The 16,956-nt window shown below is 43.0% G+C and carries 12 protein-coding genes; 2 read left to right on the top strand and 10 right to left on the bottom strand.

Going from position 1 to position 16,956, the window contains the following annotated elements; all coding sequences use genetic code 11:
- Positions 1-156: 156 nt before the first annotated feature.
- Genes QV280_RS16360 through QV280_RS16350 form a run of 3 tightly spaced genes read right to left on the bottom strand, consistent with a single transcriptional unit; the run spans position 157 to position 5,137 of the window.
- Complete coding sequence (locus QV280_RS16360; protein WP_023402965.1) at positions 157-1,449, bottom strand: HlyD family type I secretion periplasmic adaptor subunit; 1,293 nt, start codon at positions 1,447-1,449, stop codon at positions 157-159.
- 2 nt (positions 1,450-1,451) lie between these two features.
- A complete protein-coding gene (locus QV280_RS16355; protein ID WP_152820076.1) occupies positions 1,452-3,521 on the bottom strand; it encodes an ABC transporter transmembrane domain-containing protein in 2,070 nt (689 codons plus the stop codon).
- The gene (locus QV280_RS16350) at positions 3,518-5,137 is read right to left on the bottom strand and encodes an ABC transporter transmembrane domain-containing protein (RefSeq protein ID WP_152820075.1); all 1,620 of its coding nucleotides are present in this window, start codon (positions 5,135-5,137) and stop codon (positions 3,518-3,520) included. The genes QV280_RS16355 and QV280_RS16350 overlap by 4 nt, the downstream gene beginning before the upstream one ends.
- 379 nt (positions 5,138-5,516) lie before the next feature.
- Between QV280_RS16350 and QV280_RS16345 the strand changes: the two genes are divergently transcribed.
- Positions 5,517-6,110: a nucleoside triphosphate pyrophosphohydrolase family protein gene (locus QV280_RS16345; RefSeq protein ID WP_367869549.1), complete on the top strand. Its 594-nt coding sequence runs from the start codon at positions 5,517-5,519 to the stop codon at positions 6,108-6,110.
- Between the two features lie 102 nt (positions 6,111-6,212).
- Here QV280_RS16345 and QV280_RS16340 read toward each other — a convergent pair whose 3' ends face one another.
- The 6 genes from QV280_RS16340 to cysD all read right to left on the bottom strand — a co-directional run bounded on the left by QV280_RS16340 (position 6,213) and on the right by cysD (position 13,157).
- Entirely contained in the window at positions 6,213-7,097 is an 885-nt protein-coding gene (locus QV280_RS16340; RefSeq protein WP_253912531.1) for a VirK/YbjX family protein, read from the bottom strand.
- A 275-nt stretch (positions 7,098-7,372) separates the two neighbouring features.
- Complete coding sequence (locus QV280_RS16335) at positions 7,373-8,353, bottom strand: DHHA1 domain-containing protein (protein WP_152820072.1); 981 nt, start codon at positions 8,351-8,353, stop codon at positions 7,373-7,375.
- Positions 8,346-8,942: an adenylyl-sulfate kinase gene (gene cysC / locus QV280_RS16330; protein ID WP_023402971.1), complete on the bottom strand. Its 597-nt coding sequence runs from the start codon at positions 8,940-8,942 to the stop codon at positions 8,346-8,348. Before cysC ends, QV280_RS16335 begins: the two co-directional genes overlap by 8 nt.
- Before the next feature lie 63 nt (positions 8,943-9,005).
- The gene (locus tag QV280_RS16325; RefSeq protein WP_023402972.1) at positions 9,006-10,739 is read right to left on the bottom strand and encodes an SLC13 family permease; all 1,734 of its coding nucleotides are present in this window, start codon (positions 10,737-10,739) and stop codon (positions 9,006-9,008) included.
- A 3-nt stretch (positions 10,740-10,742) separates the two neighbouring features.
- Positions 10,743-12,158, bottom strand: coding sequence for a sulfate adenylyltransferase subunit CysN (cysN, locus tag QV280_RS16320; RefSeq protein ID WP_152820071.1), 1,416 nt, complete (start codon positions 12,156-12,158; stop codon positions 10,743-10,745).
- A gap of 90 nt (positions 12,159-12,248) precedes the next feature.
- On the bottom strand, positions 12,249-13,157 hold the full coding sequence (gene cysD / locus QV280_RS16315; RefSeq protein WP_021713596.1) for a sulfate adenylyltransferase subunit CysD: 909 nt from the start codon (positions 13,155-13,157) through the stop codon (positions 12,249-12,251).
- A gap of 352 nt (positions 13,158-13,509) precedes the next feature.
- Between cysD and QV280_RS16310 the strand changes: the two genes are divergently transcribed.
- Positions 13,510-14,451: a DUF1254 domain-containing protein gene (locus tag QV280_RS16310; protein ID WP_152820070.1), complete on the top strand. Its 942-nt coding sequence runs from the start codon at positions 13,510-13,512 to the stop codon at positions 14,449-14,451.
- A gap of 120 nt (positions 14,452-14,571) precedes the next feature.
- On the opposite strand, the gene ppsA is transcribed toward QV280_RS16310, so the two are convergent.
- Positions 14,572-16,944 (bottom strand): phosphoenolpyruvate synthase, encoded by a 2,373-nt coding sequence (gene ppsA / locus QV280_RS16305; protein WP_152820069.1) that lies wholly within the window; start codon positions 16,942-16,944, stop codon positions 14,572-14,574.
- Between the last annotated feature and the right edge of the window lie 12 nt (positions 16,945-16,956).

Here is a 16,956-nt window from a genome sequence, read left to right as displayed (position 1 = left end):
TTGGTTAATCTCAGTACATCACGATTTATTGAGTAATGAGATCTAGTCATCTGAGTGTTAAAGGCATTATCTACGATCTTTTATGTATTGTTATTGACATACAAGTTAAGCCTACTGCTTATCAGAAACTAAAAAGTAAATGAGAGCGATAAAATGCTATCGCTCACCAAACGCATGACTCACATTGGTATAAATTGGTTTCCATAAATATTGGAATACTGTTTTTTCACCGGTTGTGATATCCACTTCACCTGTCATACCTGGGATGATTCTAAAGCGAGCAGGGTCGTCGCCAAAGTAGCCTTTATCCAGTTCCACAATGACGTCGTAATAAATTTCACCACGTTGAGTTTGGCTGGTGGTAGGGGATATTTCAGTAACTTTACCTTTTAGTGCACCAAACCGGCTGTAGTCAAATGCATCTACTTTAACGCGAGCGGCTTGTCCTATAGAGACAAAACCTACGTCACGAGGCGATAGCTTGGCTTTAAAAGACGATGTGCCGTCTATTGGAACAATTTCAACTACAGTGCCACCGGGTTTGATTACGCCACCATTACGAGTTGTAGGTAAGCTTTGAACTAACCCTTTTACTGGCGAGGTCACTAGAGTGTTTTTCACTTTAGCTTGTCCTGAGCGTAAACGAGCGTAAAGTGCGGATAATTCAGATACAGCTTTCGAACGATCTTTGCTGACTTCGAGTTGACCTACCGCTTTGAGTTGTTCTTCTTTACTTTTGTTTGATTCTGCTTGTTTGATCAGTACCGCTTTCTTAGATTTTGATTGCTCTAGTTCGCTTTCTAATGCGGCAATTTTTTGACGCATTTCCAATACTCTAACTTGAGATATATTGCCGGTTTTTTGTCCTTTTAGAAGAATGTTCAACTCTTTTTTTGAAGATTCAAGTTGTCTTTCTTCTGCTGGTAGTTGACGAATAACGCCATTTAATTCTTCGTTGATACGTTCGCTTTCTTTTTGCAATACGATACGTTTTTTCAAAAATAATGACTTAGTGGCTTCTAATTGTGCGCGCTGTTCTGCAACAACATCAGGGTAATCTTTCTCGTATTGAGAGAAGTCTGGTTCTCGTTCTTCAATTAGAGCCGTCATTCTTTCAATTCTCAAACGCAAAGTCGCTTCTTTAGAATGTAACTCTTCTAGAGCCGTGGTCTGAAAGGTGGCGTCAAATTCAACGATAGGGTCGCCAACGTTAACTAACTGTCCACGTTTAACGAAAATATTTTTTAGTTTACCGCCTAATTCACTTTGTATTACCTGACGCTCACCTTCTGGAATGACCGCACCTTTGGCTTTTGCAATTTCATCGACTTTAGTAAACACCGTCCAGCCAATAAAAAGGATGATACATGCACCAATCAATAAACTACTGGTAGTGAGTAGGCGGCGGGTAATACGAGACTCAATCACTTCCACTGATGAATTATTCATGCTTATCCCTCGATGACTTGAGTTGGTTGATCGGGTTCAATTTGTTGTTCAGTTTCATCTGGAATAGGCCCTGCATAGCTGACATTCCCTGCATTTAGCACGACAACCTGATCCGATAGTTTAATCAGCTCTGTATCATGAGAAGTAAATATAATGGTGCTTTTACCTCTGTTTGCTGTGAGCCATTGAATGAACTGTTGTTTCGCTTTGTTGCTGGTTACCGGATTATCCAATAGAACTAACGGATATTGGTTACACAGCAATTTTGTTTGCGTGAGCAAGGTGGCTTCATAGTCAGAAAACGGATGTGACATAGACTCAATTTGATTTAAGTGAGTTTGTAACCCGTCAGGCAAACTGTTCACCCAGCTTAATGCGCCTTTTTGTTTAAGCACTGCTTCAATGGTTTCTACCGGAACTTCGTGCCCATCAGAGATAAACTCTTGAATCGTAATCGGCACCATCTCCGGCAGATCGGAATAATAACCAAACCATTGTCTAAGCAATTGTGGGTCGTATTGCGATAAATTAATGCCGTTGAGCTTGATTACGCCATTTTGAGCAGGAATTAATCCAGCAATAACCTCTAATAACGAGGTCTTTCCTGAAGCCATAGGGCCTGTAATCGCAATCACTTGTCCTGGCTCAGCTTTGAAGCTAACGCTAGATAAAGCCGGTTTTAACTGATTAGCAAAACGTAGCGTGACCAACTCTAGCTCAACGCTAGGTGCTTGGTCAGTAAGGTGATGATGTTGATAAGAAAAGTCACCTTCTGCTTTATGATTAATCGATTGGTTAATTTGTTGCTTGGCTTGCTCCACGTGATGCAAGCGTGAGTAACTATTGGCCAGCATTTGTGCCGGGCTAGTGACTCGAGAAATCAACATCATAGTGGCAATTAGGCCACCGGCTGTTAATACGTGACCAAATATCAATCCAATGCCTAAACCAATGACTGCCAATGTACTCAGTAGACTAATGGCGTAATAGATAGAGGTGTATTTAGCCTGATGATTAAGGTGACTAAAGCTATTTTTAGAGGCTAGAGTGTTTGCTTTTTCAAAGCGAGACATCCAATGTGGCAAAATATCGCTAGAGCGCAGATAGTTCAGCTTACCATTTAACTCGTACAAAAGAGAAAAGCGTGATGTGCCCGATATAGTCACTTGATTGCTCAGTAATCGTTGTTGTTTTTGACTGCGTTTTGCCAGTAACCAGTACAGTGCTAGTGTCACGATTGGCACAATCACTAGCCACCCACCAAGCACGCCAATAGCCACAATAAAAATAATGACAAACGGCAGGTCAAACAATGCGCCGCCTAATGGCCCTTGTGCAACGCTTTTAAGGCTTTCTGCGGTAGTGATTCGGCTCATTAAGGTTGAAGAGCCTGCCATTCGAGTCAGGTTTAATTGGCTAAATAGAATTTTACGCAATACTGATTCAGACACTTCTCGGCTGATACGGTTGGAAATGGTAGTCAACAATTGGCTACGAATCACTTTCAGCAACAACATCATGGAAAAGAGTAAAATGGCGCCCACTGAAATCCCGACCACTTCGTGACCGGCATCGCCACCAATAACATGGTCATAAACAGACATAGTGATAAATGGGATGGACAAAGCAAACAGGTTTGCAATAAAGCTGACTAGCAGCAGTTTAGGAATCAGAGGTTTAAAGTTGCTTAATTTGCTGGCTAGCCAATCCACCTCATTTCGCTCTTGCGGTTGGCCATGAATAAGAATAACTACATCGTTTATGGAGTGATCTACAGTGGCGGCAACAAGCTCTCCATCGTCATATTCAGTATATCCAGTCAAGCCATAGTGGCACACTGTGCCAGAGTCTGCGTTAACTCGAATAGCAACTAAGTGATCAATCGATTTAAGTTTACGGTTTGCCGGATGAACACTGTATGGAATCATTAAACGGTCGAGCAGGGTAAAAATATCCTCTGCGTCGTACATTGGATTGCTTTGTAGCCACTGGTTAGCAAAGTTTTGTACGCCTGATTCGACTTTGATAATAGTGAGAACATTTAATACGGAATCTGAATAGCTTTGATTCATTGTTCGTCCCCAATTGCCTGAATTTTAATTTGTTGTGAAGTCAGATTTACCAGTACTTCGCTTTCCGTGTTTATCACAAAAGCACGACCTTGGGATAAATAATACTTGATGACATCGCTCAGTCTGTTCAGCGATTCAATATCGAGATCTCTTTCGGGTTGATCCAATACGACTATCGGTGTTTCTTTAGCCAGTTGAGCGACAAGGGCGACAAGTTTTATGGCGCCTCGGCTAAGGCTTGAGCCAATGTTATAGCCAACCTTTGTTTCCATACCGTCGGCTAAATCTGAAATAACGCGATTAAGTCCTAGGGCTCCAACAAGTAAGTTTGCTTCTTCTAATCTTTCATTATTAAAACCACAAACGTTATCAATGAGAGATCCTGAGATAAGCTGCGGATTAATCGGCACAAAGCTCACCTGATGACGCCAAGTAAATTGGTCGCTATGAAATGGAGTATCATTCCATGTAAAGTTGCCTGAGACTGTGGGTTCTAAACCTGCGAATACAGAAACTGCGTTGCTACTAAGATCATAGTCTTCATTATGCAATGTTATTGCTTCGCCTTTATGCAGTTGCAATGAGTAGCCAAATCTCTCTTTAAAACGTGTAAAAACCACATCATTCACATCCAGACGTTCGAACGCACTAAATCCAATATGTTCATCGGTTGGGTTGTCTAACTCTTTTAATAAGTCAGTGACTGATTCATTGGCGATTAAAAAAGAGCTATAACGAAGACGCAGCCCCATTAATGCGCTTAAAGGGGCTACAGCTCGACCAGACAATATAGAACACGCGGCTAAGCCACCAGAGGTCAAATCGCCGGCCAAAACACTAAGACTTCCGATCAATACAACCGCTACAGATGTACCCATAGCGGCAATTTGAATTAGCTCTTGAGCAATAGCAACCTTGCGTTCAGATTCGGCCATAGAGAGGTAACGTTTTTCATTGAGATGACGAAAGTAACGATACGCTTTAGATTCAAAGGCATGCTTTTTCACTTCACAAAAGAAGGAGAACACCAGTATGAGGAAGTTCATTCGGCTCTGCTCAAACAAAGACGCTTCTTTTGAATAGGAGCTGGATTTTTGAGTAAATAACCAAACAAAAGCAAAGGTAATCGCCCAAACGACGATGGGGATAAATACCAAGTCCCCACCAACATAATAAATAAGTGCTAAGAAAATAATGGCAAATGGGACATCGATAAGTCCGCTGATGAAACCACCAGAGTAAAAGTCTTTAATTAAGCTAATCCCTTTTAAACTCTCTTGCAGAATGCCAGGTTTAAGGTGTTTTAATTGCGATGTAGTCGCCCTATTTAGGTGCTGAATGATTACTCGATAGGTTGAATGTTCGGTGTTTACTGCCGCAGCCCCTAACATCCAAGTTCGGACATAACGTAAAAAGGCGTCTAAACCGATAGCAATGGCAGAGCCCCCTAGTAAAAGGAAAGCCGTACCGTAACTTTGGTTGGGCAAAATTCGGTCATAGATCTGCAGAATCACAAGAGGGATAACCAGTGATAAGAGATTAATGAGTAACGAAGAGGGAAGAACACGAAGTATAGTAGTCCGCTTGGACGTCTGACTATTTAATACATTGTTCATTACGAGTTTTTGTCCTGTTTAGGCAATTTTAACGAAACCTATATGAAGTACATTTAATAAATGTAATAGGTGATCCTATAATTTTCCATAACCAATTGTTTTTATGGTCATTTAGATTGCACATTTGATGTATTTTATATGTCGAGTTTTAGCGTCTATAAACAATCAAAATGGCTATGAAGTTATGACATTGGAATATGAGAGGCGAATATCTAATAAAAGGATCACATAATTTGATTTTCTTAATCAGTGGTGCAGGTAGAAGGGTCACGTGCATTGCTCTATGGTATTCTTCTGTTCATAGCCTATTACTGTTTCAAGGTGCAGCAAGACTTTTGCTGTAATATTTTGAAACACATTAATTATATTGGATATTTCTGTGACAGTACATAAAGAATTTTTTGCAAGCTTTTCACAACTCACCCCTGAGCTTTGGGCCAAGCTGTATAACGATATCAGTGAATTTCGTCAGTTATTCAATTTGCCAATCAATACTGGTATAGAAAGTGAAAAACTGTGTCATCTGCATTCAAACTTGATGATTGAAGAGCTAACGGAATTAGCGCGAGCCACGAATAAAGAAGATCAAGCGGATGCCATCACCGATACCGTGTACGTTGCGGTGGGTCGTGCGGTGCATGCCGGACATCAAGCGTTGCGCGATACTACGATTGCTCGCCAAGTTGATGTATTGCTAAACGTGGCAAAAACGTTACAAATTCCTTTTGAGCAATGTTGGGATGCTGTGCATGCCAGCAATATGAGTAAAGCGGCGTTAAATGAGCAACAAGCGAAAGAGACGGTAGCGGTATATGTGGATAAGGGCGTAAGTGCGGATTATCAGTTAAAAAATGGTAAATATATCGTGTTTTGTAATAAAGACTCTGTTGCCAATGACGGAATCGTTATTAAAGAAGGTAAGATATTGAAAAACAAATACTATCAAGCCGTAGATTTGAGCTTTGTAGGCTAGTTCTGATCACTTCACTTACTTAGTGTGATTGGTATTATTCGCCTCATTTAAATCGAATATTGAATGTTCGTTTTAAATGAGGCGTTGTTAATCACGATCTAGCTAGTCGTGATTAACAGATAAGCTTTTGATTTTCTCGCTTAGATTCGTCTCTAGCTCGTCCAACCAAGCATAGCGTTTTGTGTATAAACGACGTTTGGTTTTCTTCAGCTCAGACGGGTCTTTACGCTCTGGATTAGCTGGGATCAGGTAGCGATATTTATCGGCTTTTTCTGCGCCATATTCTGCCCACAACTCATCATAATCAAATGTCACAGATTTACTTTTAGAGCCTTTATAACGTAAGGCTTGGTAAATGTGGCCGCGATTTGATACGCCCACAAATTTGTTGATGCCCAAAGACTTACCAAACATTAACGCCACTTCAACCATTAACGCTTTTGGTCGTAGACCGTGGAATGAGCGAGTTAAGGTTTTGATGACTTGGTTTCTATCTTCAATTTTCTCACTTGGTCCTTTTAGCGCGCCAACATGTAAAGTTGGTTCAGGATCAGTTGATAGATTGAACGTAATAGAGTAAATGGTTTGGTTTAAATCGTTGATTAAGCGCAAGCCCAATGAACCTTCACGCATCTCACCATCAAACAAAATCAGAGTAAATTGATTGCCTTTAGAATCGGTTAGGTCGACCAGAGGTAAACCTTTACCGAAGACTTGATTAATCTCAGTATTGAACGTGGAGTTAAGCAAATCAAAGTGCTGCTCAATCAACTTCATTCGTTCATTAACCGGTAAATCAACAAACAGATACGGCTTTAATGCCTTTTCAATTAATCGCGGCTTTTGTTCAATCGCACTACGGAACACATCATTGTTATTTGAAAGTGATTCGATACGAGTGTATGTAGCGTGATACATCTTACTTAGTACGTAAAATCGAGCTTGAAGCCAAATGTGTTTGAGTTTTTTATCTGAAGAAGAATGCAAGGATGCCAGCTCCATGTTAACTGTGATGCGAATTTATGTCTTAGCGTAAGAGATAAAGATTTTTGCGTGAGCAGTCGTTGCGATGGGTGTGTATCACAATAGCCTGCAATCAGTGGCATTAAATGTAACAACACAATGGTATGATTTATAGGAAACTTGCTGAGAAGTAATTATTCGTTTTTGAGTGTAATTGCTGAGTGGTTTCGTGGTAAATGGTTTAGCTAAGGCTCCTACATGAGTAGAAAATAAGTAGGAACCTTAATTATTTCAATGTATTAGATAGCAAACTGCTGCTGCATCTTTTCGATAAATTCATCTAGCTGGCTTTGCTGCAGTGCATTAATGCCTGCGGCAGCCTTTCTGCCACCACCGCTTGGAAATTGACTGCAAAGCTCATCCGCCCCTTCACGACGATTCAATGGGCTTCGTACGCTTACTGTATAAGTTTCTTGCTCTGGGTTTGCTGTAATTACCGCGATGGCTTGGTCTGGGTATTGATTGGCAAGCCAGTTGCCAAAGGTGCCGCTGATGCGTCTTGCCCATGCTTGGTTTGGCAATAGATACACCGCAATGTGCGAGCTGCTATGGTAATGCTCGATGCTTTGTACTTGCGCCCAATCTGAATCAAAGCCTTCTTTTAGTTGATAGAAGACGCTGCTTTTATCGCTTTGCAGGGCTAAAGGAGAGGGATACGAATAGAGCTTTTGATATAAGGCTTGCGGATGAAAGTGCAAATCTTGGATGCTGTGACCGTAACCATTGTAATTAATCAAAGTGCCAAGCTGTTTTAAAAACTCAATCTCATTATTGGTCAGCCCATTCTGCTGGCCTAGCGCGGTTGCTTGAGTCATCAAATTGTCACCAAAAGCGCCGGTACAGGCCCATAAATATTGAGCGCCGCTCAGGTATTGATTGATCAGAAGGCTAGTACAAGTCTCAGGAGAGGTGTCTATTTGCGTAGTCAAATACGTCGACTCTGGTATAGCACCCGTCCTGTGGTGATCGCAGTAAAAGGTTGCAATATCGCGCTCGAGTAGCGCTTGTAGGGCGGCTTGGTTTTTCTCCATCGAGATATCCAATACACACACAGAATCGATGTTTTCCGAGTGGATGATGCTTTGCAATAATTGAATATTGCGCTTTACGCCAGTGATCAGTTGCCCATCTATTGGCGTTGTTTTACGCAATTGTAGCAGGGCGCAAATACCATCGGCATCGCCATTAAAAACGTCAAAATGCGTTAATGAGCTAGACATAACCGTGATCTCGTAAATATTGAACGACTTGCTCAGCTGTTTGCTCGATAGATAATTGGTCAGTTTTAAGGTGCACTTCTGGCGCGATAGGCGCTTCGTAATCTGATGTGATCCCTGTAAAGTGTTTTATTTCGCCACTGCGCGCTTTTTTGTACAAGCCTTTTGGATCGCGCGCTTCACACACGGCTAAGGGTGTATCCACGAACACCTCAATAAAATCACCTTCTGGCAATAGTGCACGAACCTGTTCTCTATCTTGAATAAACGGAGAAATAAATGCGGTCAGTACCAGAGTGCCCGAATCGACAAACAGCTTTGCTACTTCACCAATGCGTCGGATATTTTCAACTCTATCGTGATCGGAAAAGCCCAGATCGCGGTTTAAACCGTGTCGAACATTATCACCATCAAGAAGATAGCTGTGCATTGCCAGTTGATTGAGTTTCACTTCCACGGCATTGGCAATGGTGGATTTACCCGAGCCACTTAACCCGGTAAACCAAAGCACTGCTGATTTATGCTTTTTTAGTGCTTGTCGCTGACTTGCCGATACTGAGGCTTGATGCCACACAATATTTTCCGTTGTCATAGTAAAACGTTACTCCTTGTCGTGGTGCAGTGATGTAGTGTGCAGTGGTTCGCAAGAACCATCTTACAAGCCAAAAAAATGTTCGATAGCGAAAATAGCGGTAAAGCTGTAAATAATGCTGATTGGCGCGCCTATTTTTACAAAATCTGAGAGCTTATATTGACCTGCATTAAACACCATTAAGTTGGTTTGGTATCCATACGGGCTAATAAAGCTAGCACTGGCGCCAAAGGCCACCGCCATGACAAACGCAATCGGGTTGGCATTTAAGCTCAGCGCCAGCGAATAAGCGATGGGGAAAGTCACCGCCGCCGCGGCATTGTTAGTCACTAATTCAGTTAGTAGCAGCGTTGAAATAAACACAATAATTAACGCCACATGCGGGCTTAATGTCAGGTTATTACTGACCAATATGGTGTCTAAATACTGAAATAAGCCACTGTTTTGTATCGCAAATGACATCACAATCGCTGAGGTGATGATAAGCCAAATATGATAGGGAAAGCGCTGAGTGACATCATTTAAAGTGAGCACGCCAAAGCATAATAGAGCGCCAAACAGTAGCAACATGGCTTTGAATAAAGAGACAATGCCGATTGATGCGCACAGCAGTGCAATCGCAAAGCTACATAGGGTGGCTTTTTCGCCCAGCCCTTTGAGCTTATTTTCCACTTCAATATCGCTAAGCAAAATAAAGTGTTTTTCAAAAGCGGGGGCAAGCGAAGGTGGCTCACCGGCGGTAAGCACCAGATAGTCTCCGGCTTTTAGTTTGACTTCACCTAACTTGCCGGATAATCGCACGCCGTTGCGCTTAATTGCGACCACGCCTGCGTTAAATTGTTGGCGGAAATTGCACTCTTTAAGAGAGCGGTTCACCAGGTTACTTTGTGGTAATAAGATAGCCTCAACGAAGCTTTTTGAAGCCAATCCTTCTTTTTCGGCAAAAATTTCCAGCCCATTGTAATGAGTCAATTGCGAGACTTTGGATACATCGCCGTTAAAAAACAGACGATCGTTCGCTTCTAGTACTTCGGTAGGGGAGACTGGGCTGATAATGCTGCCTTGTCGCTCCATCTCAATTAAAAACAAAGACTCCATATGACGCAGACCATTTTGATTGATGTCTTTGCCAATTAAGCTTGAACCATTAGAGACGCTCGCTTCAATAAAATAGCTGTCGCTAACTGGGGTATCGGTTTCATTGTTGGGTAAAAAGCGCAGTAATAGCGTGAGCATTAAGCCACAAGCGACCACCACACATAACCCGACCGCAGTGAAGTCAAAGAAAGAGAGCGGGGGTAAATCGGTATCGAGTAATAAACTATTGACGATCAAATTGGTGGAGGTGCCAATTAAGGTCAATGTTCCGCCTAATATGGCGGCATAAGAAAGAGGTAATAACAGCTTAGTCGCGCTGTGATGGGGGTTGTTGCGTATTGGCGATAATAGGCTTGAAACTACGGCTGTGTTATTGAGAAATGCAGAGAAAACAACAGTAAAGCCAAATAGGCGAGCGAATGTCTCGCCATAGCTTGGGCGTATTACGAACTGTGCCATAATTCGTAATACGCGCGTTTTTTCCAGAGCAATAGAGCACAGCATTAGCAGAATCAGGGTTAATAACCCTTCATTGGAGCCAGCATTAATGACTTGTTCATTGGTGACAAGATTCAATGAAAATAAGGTCAATAATGCCAGACCAAACACCCGTGCCGGGTGTTTCTGAAAACGAATTAAAGCAACAATTGTGGTTACAAAAACCAGCAATACAACGCCGCTTTGAAGGCTCGTGCTCATTGGTTATGCCTTACCGAGTAGGTCTTTTGCATCCCAATGCGGGAAGTGCTTACGAACTAGCTGGTTTAGCTCAAGCTCAAACTCAGAATAGGCATGAGTGGCTTTTTGTTGATTCTCTAATGCGCCTTGCACCATACCCGCACCAACCGTTGCGTTGGTAAAGCGGTCAATGATGATGAACGCGCCCGTAATACGGTTATTGTCGTAAGAATCAAAAATTACTTTTTCGTTAAAGTCTAAGTGACACTGACCAATCTCATTCAGATTTAGCTGAGTCGCCGGCAGTTTTTGCATGCTGTTTACGTCAACACGGTGAGCAATTTTTGATACTTGCCCCGTCACGGTTTTAGTACCGATCTTGATCAGATATTCGCGATTTAACTGCAACGCATCTTCGTTCATCCAAACGATATTACAATCCAGAGCATTACTGTGATGAGGCTGTTGATCAGGGCGCACTAGTACGTCGCCGCGGCTGATATCTACTTCATCTTCTAGGGTTAGGGTAATGGCTTGCCCTGCAAATGAAGATGTCAGGTCGCCATCAAAGGTAACAATCGACTTCACTTTGCTTTCTTTGCCCGATGGCAATACTTGAATGCGATCGCCTACACGAATCTCACCGGACACTACCGTGCCACAAAAACCACGGAAATCGAGGTTAGGGCGGTTAACGTATTGCACAGGGAAGCGGAATTCGCCTTCTATTTTGCCTTTGTTGGTTTGCGCAGAGTTGAGTAGACGCATCAAGGTAGAACCTGGGTACCAACCCATATTTTTACTTGGGAATACCACGTTATCGCCATGCAGTGCAGAGACCGGCACAAACTGGATGCTGTCAAAATTCAGCGCCTTGGCAAACTCACGATATTCCTTTTTGATCTCTTGATAACGTTGCTGGCTGTATTCAACGGTATCCATTTTGTTTACTGCAATAATGGCGTGTTTAATGCCCAGCAGTGAACAAATGAAGGAGTGACGGCGAGTTTGAGTTTGTACGCCGTGACGCGCATCAATTAGGATAATCGCCAAATCAGAGGTTGAAGCCCCGGTGGCCATGTTGCGCGTGTACTGCTCGTGTCCGGGAGTATCCGCAATGATGAATTTACGCTGATCTGTAGTGAAGTAACGGTACGCCACATCAATGGTGATGCCTTGCTCACGTTCAGACTGCAAACCATCAACCAGTAAGGCCAAATCGAATTCTTGGTCAGTGGTGTTGTATTTTTTTGAGTCTTTTTGAATCGCAGATAACTGGTCTTCAAAAATCAGCTGATTGTCGTATAGCAAGCGACCGATCAAGGTTGATTTACCATCATCGACACTGCCACAGGTGATAAAGCGCAACAGATCTTTGTTTTCGTGTTGTTTTAGGTACTCTTCCACATCGTATGAAAGTAGATTTGAAATTGTGTTCATCGGTAATCCTTGTCAAATATTTCCGTTTTTGGCTTACGCTATGTCGTTGGCTTACCCTATATATCTGGGTAACGAGTTATCGAATGGGGCTTAGAAATAGCCTTCCATCTTCTTCTTCTCCATCGAACCGGAGGAGTCGTTATCAATCACGCGCCCTTGTCGTTCGGAAGTCGCTGTGAGCAACATTTCTTGGATAATTTCAGGAAGTGTTTCAGCTTTTGATTCGATAGCACCAGTAAGCGGGTAACAGCCTAAGGTACGGAAACGGACTTTTTTCATTTGCGGAGTTTCGCCCGGCTCTAAAGGCATACGTTCGTCATCAACCATGATCAGTGTGCCGTCACGTTCCACTACAGGACGCTCTTTAGCAAAATACAGCGGAACCATGTCGATGTTTTCTAAGTAGATGTATTGCCAGATATCCAGTTCAGTCCAGTTTGATAGTGGGAATACACGGATGCTTTCGCCTTTATCTACGCGAGCGTTATAGATTTGCCAAAGTTCAGGACGTTGGTTTTTAGGGTCCCAACGATGATTTTGATCTCGGAAAGAATAGACGCGCTCTTTAGCGCGAGATTTCTCTTCATCACGACGGGCACCACCAAAAGCGGCGTCAAAGCCATGCTCATTAAGTGCTTGCTTTAAACCTTCTGTTTTCATGATGTCAGTGTGCTTAGCACTGCCATGAGTGAAAGGGCTAATGTCCATATCCAAACCACGTTGGTTTTTATGCACAATCAGATCAAGCTCATACTTTTCTGCGAGCTCATCACGAAATTCAATCATCTGCTTGAATTTCCAGTTGGTATCGACATGTAAAAGCGGGAATGGCACTCGAGCTGGATAAAAGGCTTTTCGTGCAAGATGAAGTAATACAGAAGAATCTTTACCAATAGAGTAAAGCATTACTGGGTTTTCAAACTCAGCAGTCACCTCGCGGATGATCTGAATTGATTCAGCTTCAAGGGCTTTTAAGTGGGTAAGTCGAGCGGTATCCATAATAGATGTCTATCCCTGTTATTAAGATGTGATAGCAAGCTAACAACAATCGATAGCTTTGGCTCATAACTAAGCTATCTAAGATAGGCAGAGAAGGACTAAGGGAAAATTCACTGATGTGATTTTGTTGGTAATATTTATATTTATCAATACCTTAGAGTTAATTTATCGTCGTAGGAATAATCTATTAAATACCCACCCTCTTAAAGCATAAAAAGAACATACTTATAACTAAAGTGAATATATGGAAGTTTTGATAACATTCGCTCTGCAGAGTCTTGGTTGTAAAAAATAACCGAGCTCGTAGGTGCTCGGTTATTTTGTGTTTAATCTGCCAATTAAAAGCGTCACTATGAGGTTTGGATTGTATGCAATCTACGAAACGGCGCGACAGTATCTGAAAGTTCAAGAAAAGGTGGGCGTGAATAACTTTGAACATAAGCGCGTTCTCACTCCGACCGATCAACAGCCCGTACGCATGAACCGAGATACATTCTATTCGATGGCTGTTGTTAACGTTTCACAGGGGGCAACGATTACGCTTCCAGAAATTCCAGAAGGCAAATACATGTCTATGGAAGTGATTACAGAAGATCACCGCATTCAGGCAATGCAATACGGTTCGGGTACTTTTGATCTTTCTACTCATGCTGGCGACCATGTGTATGTGATTGTTCGTACCGATGCGACATTTACCGAAGATGAAGTGCATGCGATTCAAGATAAAATGACCATTGACGCAAAAGCGAGCGCAGAATTTAAAGCGCCACAAGTACAAAAAGGCCCTTTTGAAAAGGTAGAAAAAGAGCTGAAAGCGGAGATGCCAATCATATTGAAACGAGATGGTGCTCAGGCAACCGCAGGTATGTTTACTGATCCGCAAGATGAATCCAAAGAGCTATTTACAGAAGAGAAGTATGCGGTAGGTGCGGCAATCGGTTGGGGCGGGGCGCAACTGCAAGACAATATTTATGAGGTATCAGGTAACTTCCCTGCAGATACTTGTCACCAAGCGACTTTTGAAGACCCAGAAAATCAGGCTTTTTGGTCAGTAACTGTATATAACAAACAGGGCTTTATGTTTAACGATGTGGCAAATGTCAGCTCGAATACGGCGACTAAAAATGCCGATGGTACTTATACCGTGAGCTTTGGTTGTGGTGATGATGCGCCAAACAATATTGCGACTAAGAACGACTCTGGCGTATTTAACCTAGCGTTCCGTCATTATATGCCAAGCCAAAAGATGCGCGATGGTTTCCGAGTGCTGCCTTTAGTGAAGGCGGTTAACTAAATAGAAAACAGCATCAGTTTTGCATAATTAGTCTATAAATCGGAGTGTTTGTGAATGCAAAGCCCTGCTTCTTGTTGAAGCAGGGCTTTGTTAGGTATTGCATGAAGCGTTCTTATTTATCTACTTATTTATGACGTTACCAAGCTTCAACCATGTATCGATAACCGTATCCGGGTTTAGTGAAACAGAGCTGATGCCTTGTTCCATTAACCACTCTGCTAGGTCGTCATGATCAGATGGGCCTTGGCCACAAATGCCCACGTATTTACCTGCTTTGGTTGCTGCATCGATAGCCATTTTCAGCATCGCTTTTACAGCAGGGTCACGCTCATCGAATAGGTGTGCCACATCACCTGAATCTCGGTCTAGGCCAAGAGTCAGTTGTGTCATGTCGTTTGAACCGATAGAGAAGCCATCGAAGTACTTCAAGAACTCGTCAGCCAAGATTGCATTCGATGGTAGCTCACACATCATGATAACTTTTAGACCTTGCTCGCCACGGCGAAGATCAAACTTAGCCAGAATGTCAATAACCGATGCCGCTTCGCTTGGAGTACGAACGAATGGAATCATGATTTCAACGTTCTTAAGACCCATTTCGTTGCGAACGCGTTTGATCGCTTGAGTTTCTAGCTCGAAGCAGTCTTCGAATACCGGTGAGATGTAACGAGATGCGCCACGAAAGCCCAGCATTGGGTTCTCTTCATGCGGTTCAAACGTTTTACCGCCGACTAGGTTGCTGTACTCGTTTGACTTAAAGTCAGACATACGTACGATTACACGCTTAGGCCAGAACGCAGATGCGATAGTCGCGATGCCTTCTGTCAGTTTGCTTACGTAGAAATCGATTGGATCTTTGTAGCCGCGAATACGTTCGCTGATTTCTGCTTTTAGCTCGTCAGTTTGTGCATCGAAGTTCAATAGGGCTTTCGGGTGAATACCGATCATCTTGTTGATGATGAATTCAAGGCGAGCTAGGCCAACACCTTCGTTGGGGATTTGTGCGAAATCGAAAGCACGATCTGGGTTACCTACGTTCATCATTACCTTAGCGGGTAGCATTGGTAGCTCATCAACCTCAGAACGTTTGATTTCAAAGTTGAGTTCACCGTTGTAAACGTAGCCTGTTTCACCTTCTGAGCATGACACTGTTACGGTATCGCCAATGTTTAGGCTGCTTGTTGCGGTACCACAACCAACAATCGCAGGGATACCAAGCTCACGAGCAATGATTGCAGCGTGACAAGTACGGCCGCCACGGTTAGTGACAATCGCAGACGCTTTCTTCATCACAGGTTCCCAGTCTGGGTCTGTCATGTCTGTGACCAGTACGTCACCTTCTTGGACCAGTGACATTTGCTCTAGAGAGTCAACCAAACGAACAGGGCCTGAGCCGATACGTTGACCGATAGCACGGCCTTCAACTAAGACATCGGCCTTGTTGTTTAGCTCGTAACGCTCAATAACGTTTTGATCGCTTTGAGAACATACAGTTTCAGGACGTGCTTGAACAATGTATAACTTACCGTCGATGCCGTCTTTAGCCCACTCAATGTCCATCGGACGTTGGTAGTGCTTCTCGATGATCATCGCTTGTTTTGCCAGTTCTTTGATCTCTTCATCGTTCAGTGAAAACTCGTTACGCTCTTGCGTGTCGGTATCGATGATATCAACTTGCTTGCCAATCTCTTGGTTGGTTGAGTAGATCATCTTGATCAGCTTAGAACCAAACGTCTTCTTAACGATTGGGTAGTGACCCGCTTCTAACATTGGTTTATGAACGTAAAATTCATCTGGGTTCACCGCGCCCTGTACAACCATTTCGCCGAGACCCCAAGAAGAGGTGATGAATACCACTTGGTCGAAGCCAGACTCAGTATCCAGCGTAAACATCACGCCTGAAGAGGCTTTGTCTGAACGAACCATGCGTTGAATACCCGCAGACAGTGAAATGCCACGGTGGTCAAAGCCTTGGTGTACGCGGTAAGAGATAGCGCGGTCGTTAAACAGTGATGCGTAAACGTGCTTGGTTGCTTCGAGTACCGCATCGATACCTTTCACGTTAAGGAAGGTCTCTTGCTGACCTGCGAATGAAGCATCTGGAAGATCTTCTGCGGTTGCCGATGAGCGCACCGCTACAGACAATTCTTCGTTGTCTTCAATTAGTTCGCGGTAGTTATCACGGATATCTTGCTCTAGTGATTCTGGGAAAGGTGCGTCTAGAACCCATTGTCGAATCGTTGCACCTGTCTTACGCAGTGCGTCGACGTCTTCAACATCAAGTTCATCAAGTAGTTGATGAATGCGCTCATCGAGACCTTTGTAGTCAAGAAAGTCGTTAAACGCATACGAAGTGGTAGCAAAACCATTAGGAACAGAAACACCAGCATTGGACAGGTTAGAAACCATCTCGCCCAGTGAAGCGTTCTTACCGCCGACTTTGTCGACATCTTCCATGGATAGTCCATTGAACCATAGAGTATTATTTTGCATTTATTTCTCCAG

This window comes from Vibrio sp. B1Z05 (assembly GCF_052955985.1).
This window is presented reverse-complemented; position numbering and strand designations above follow the sequence as displayed.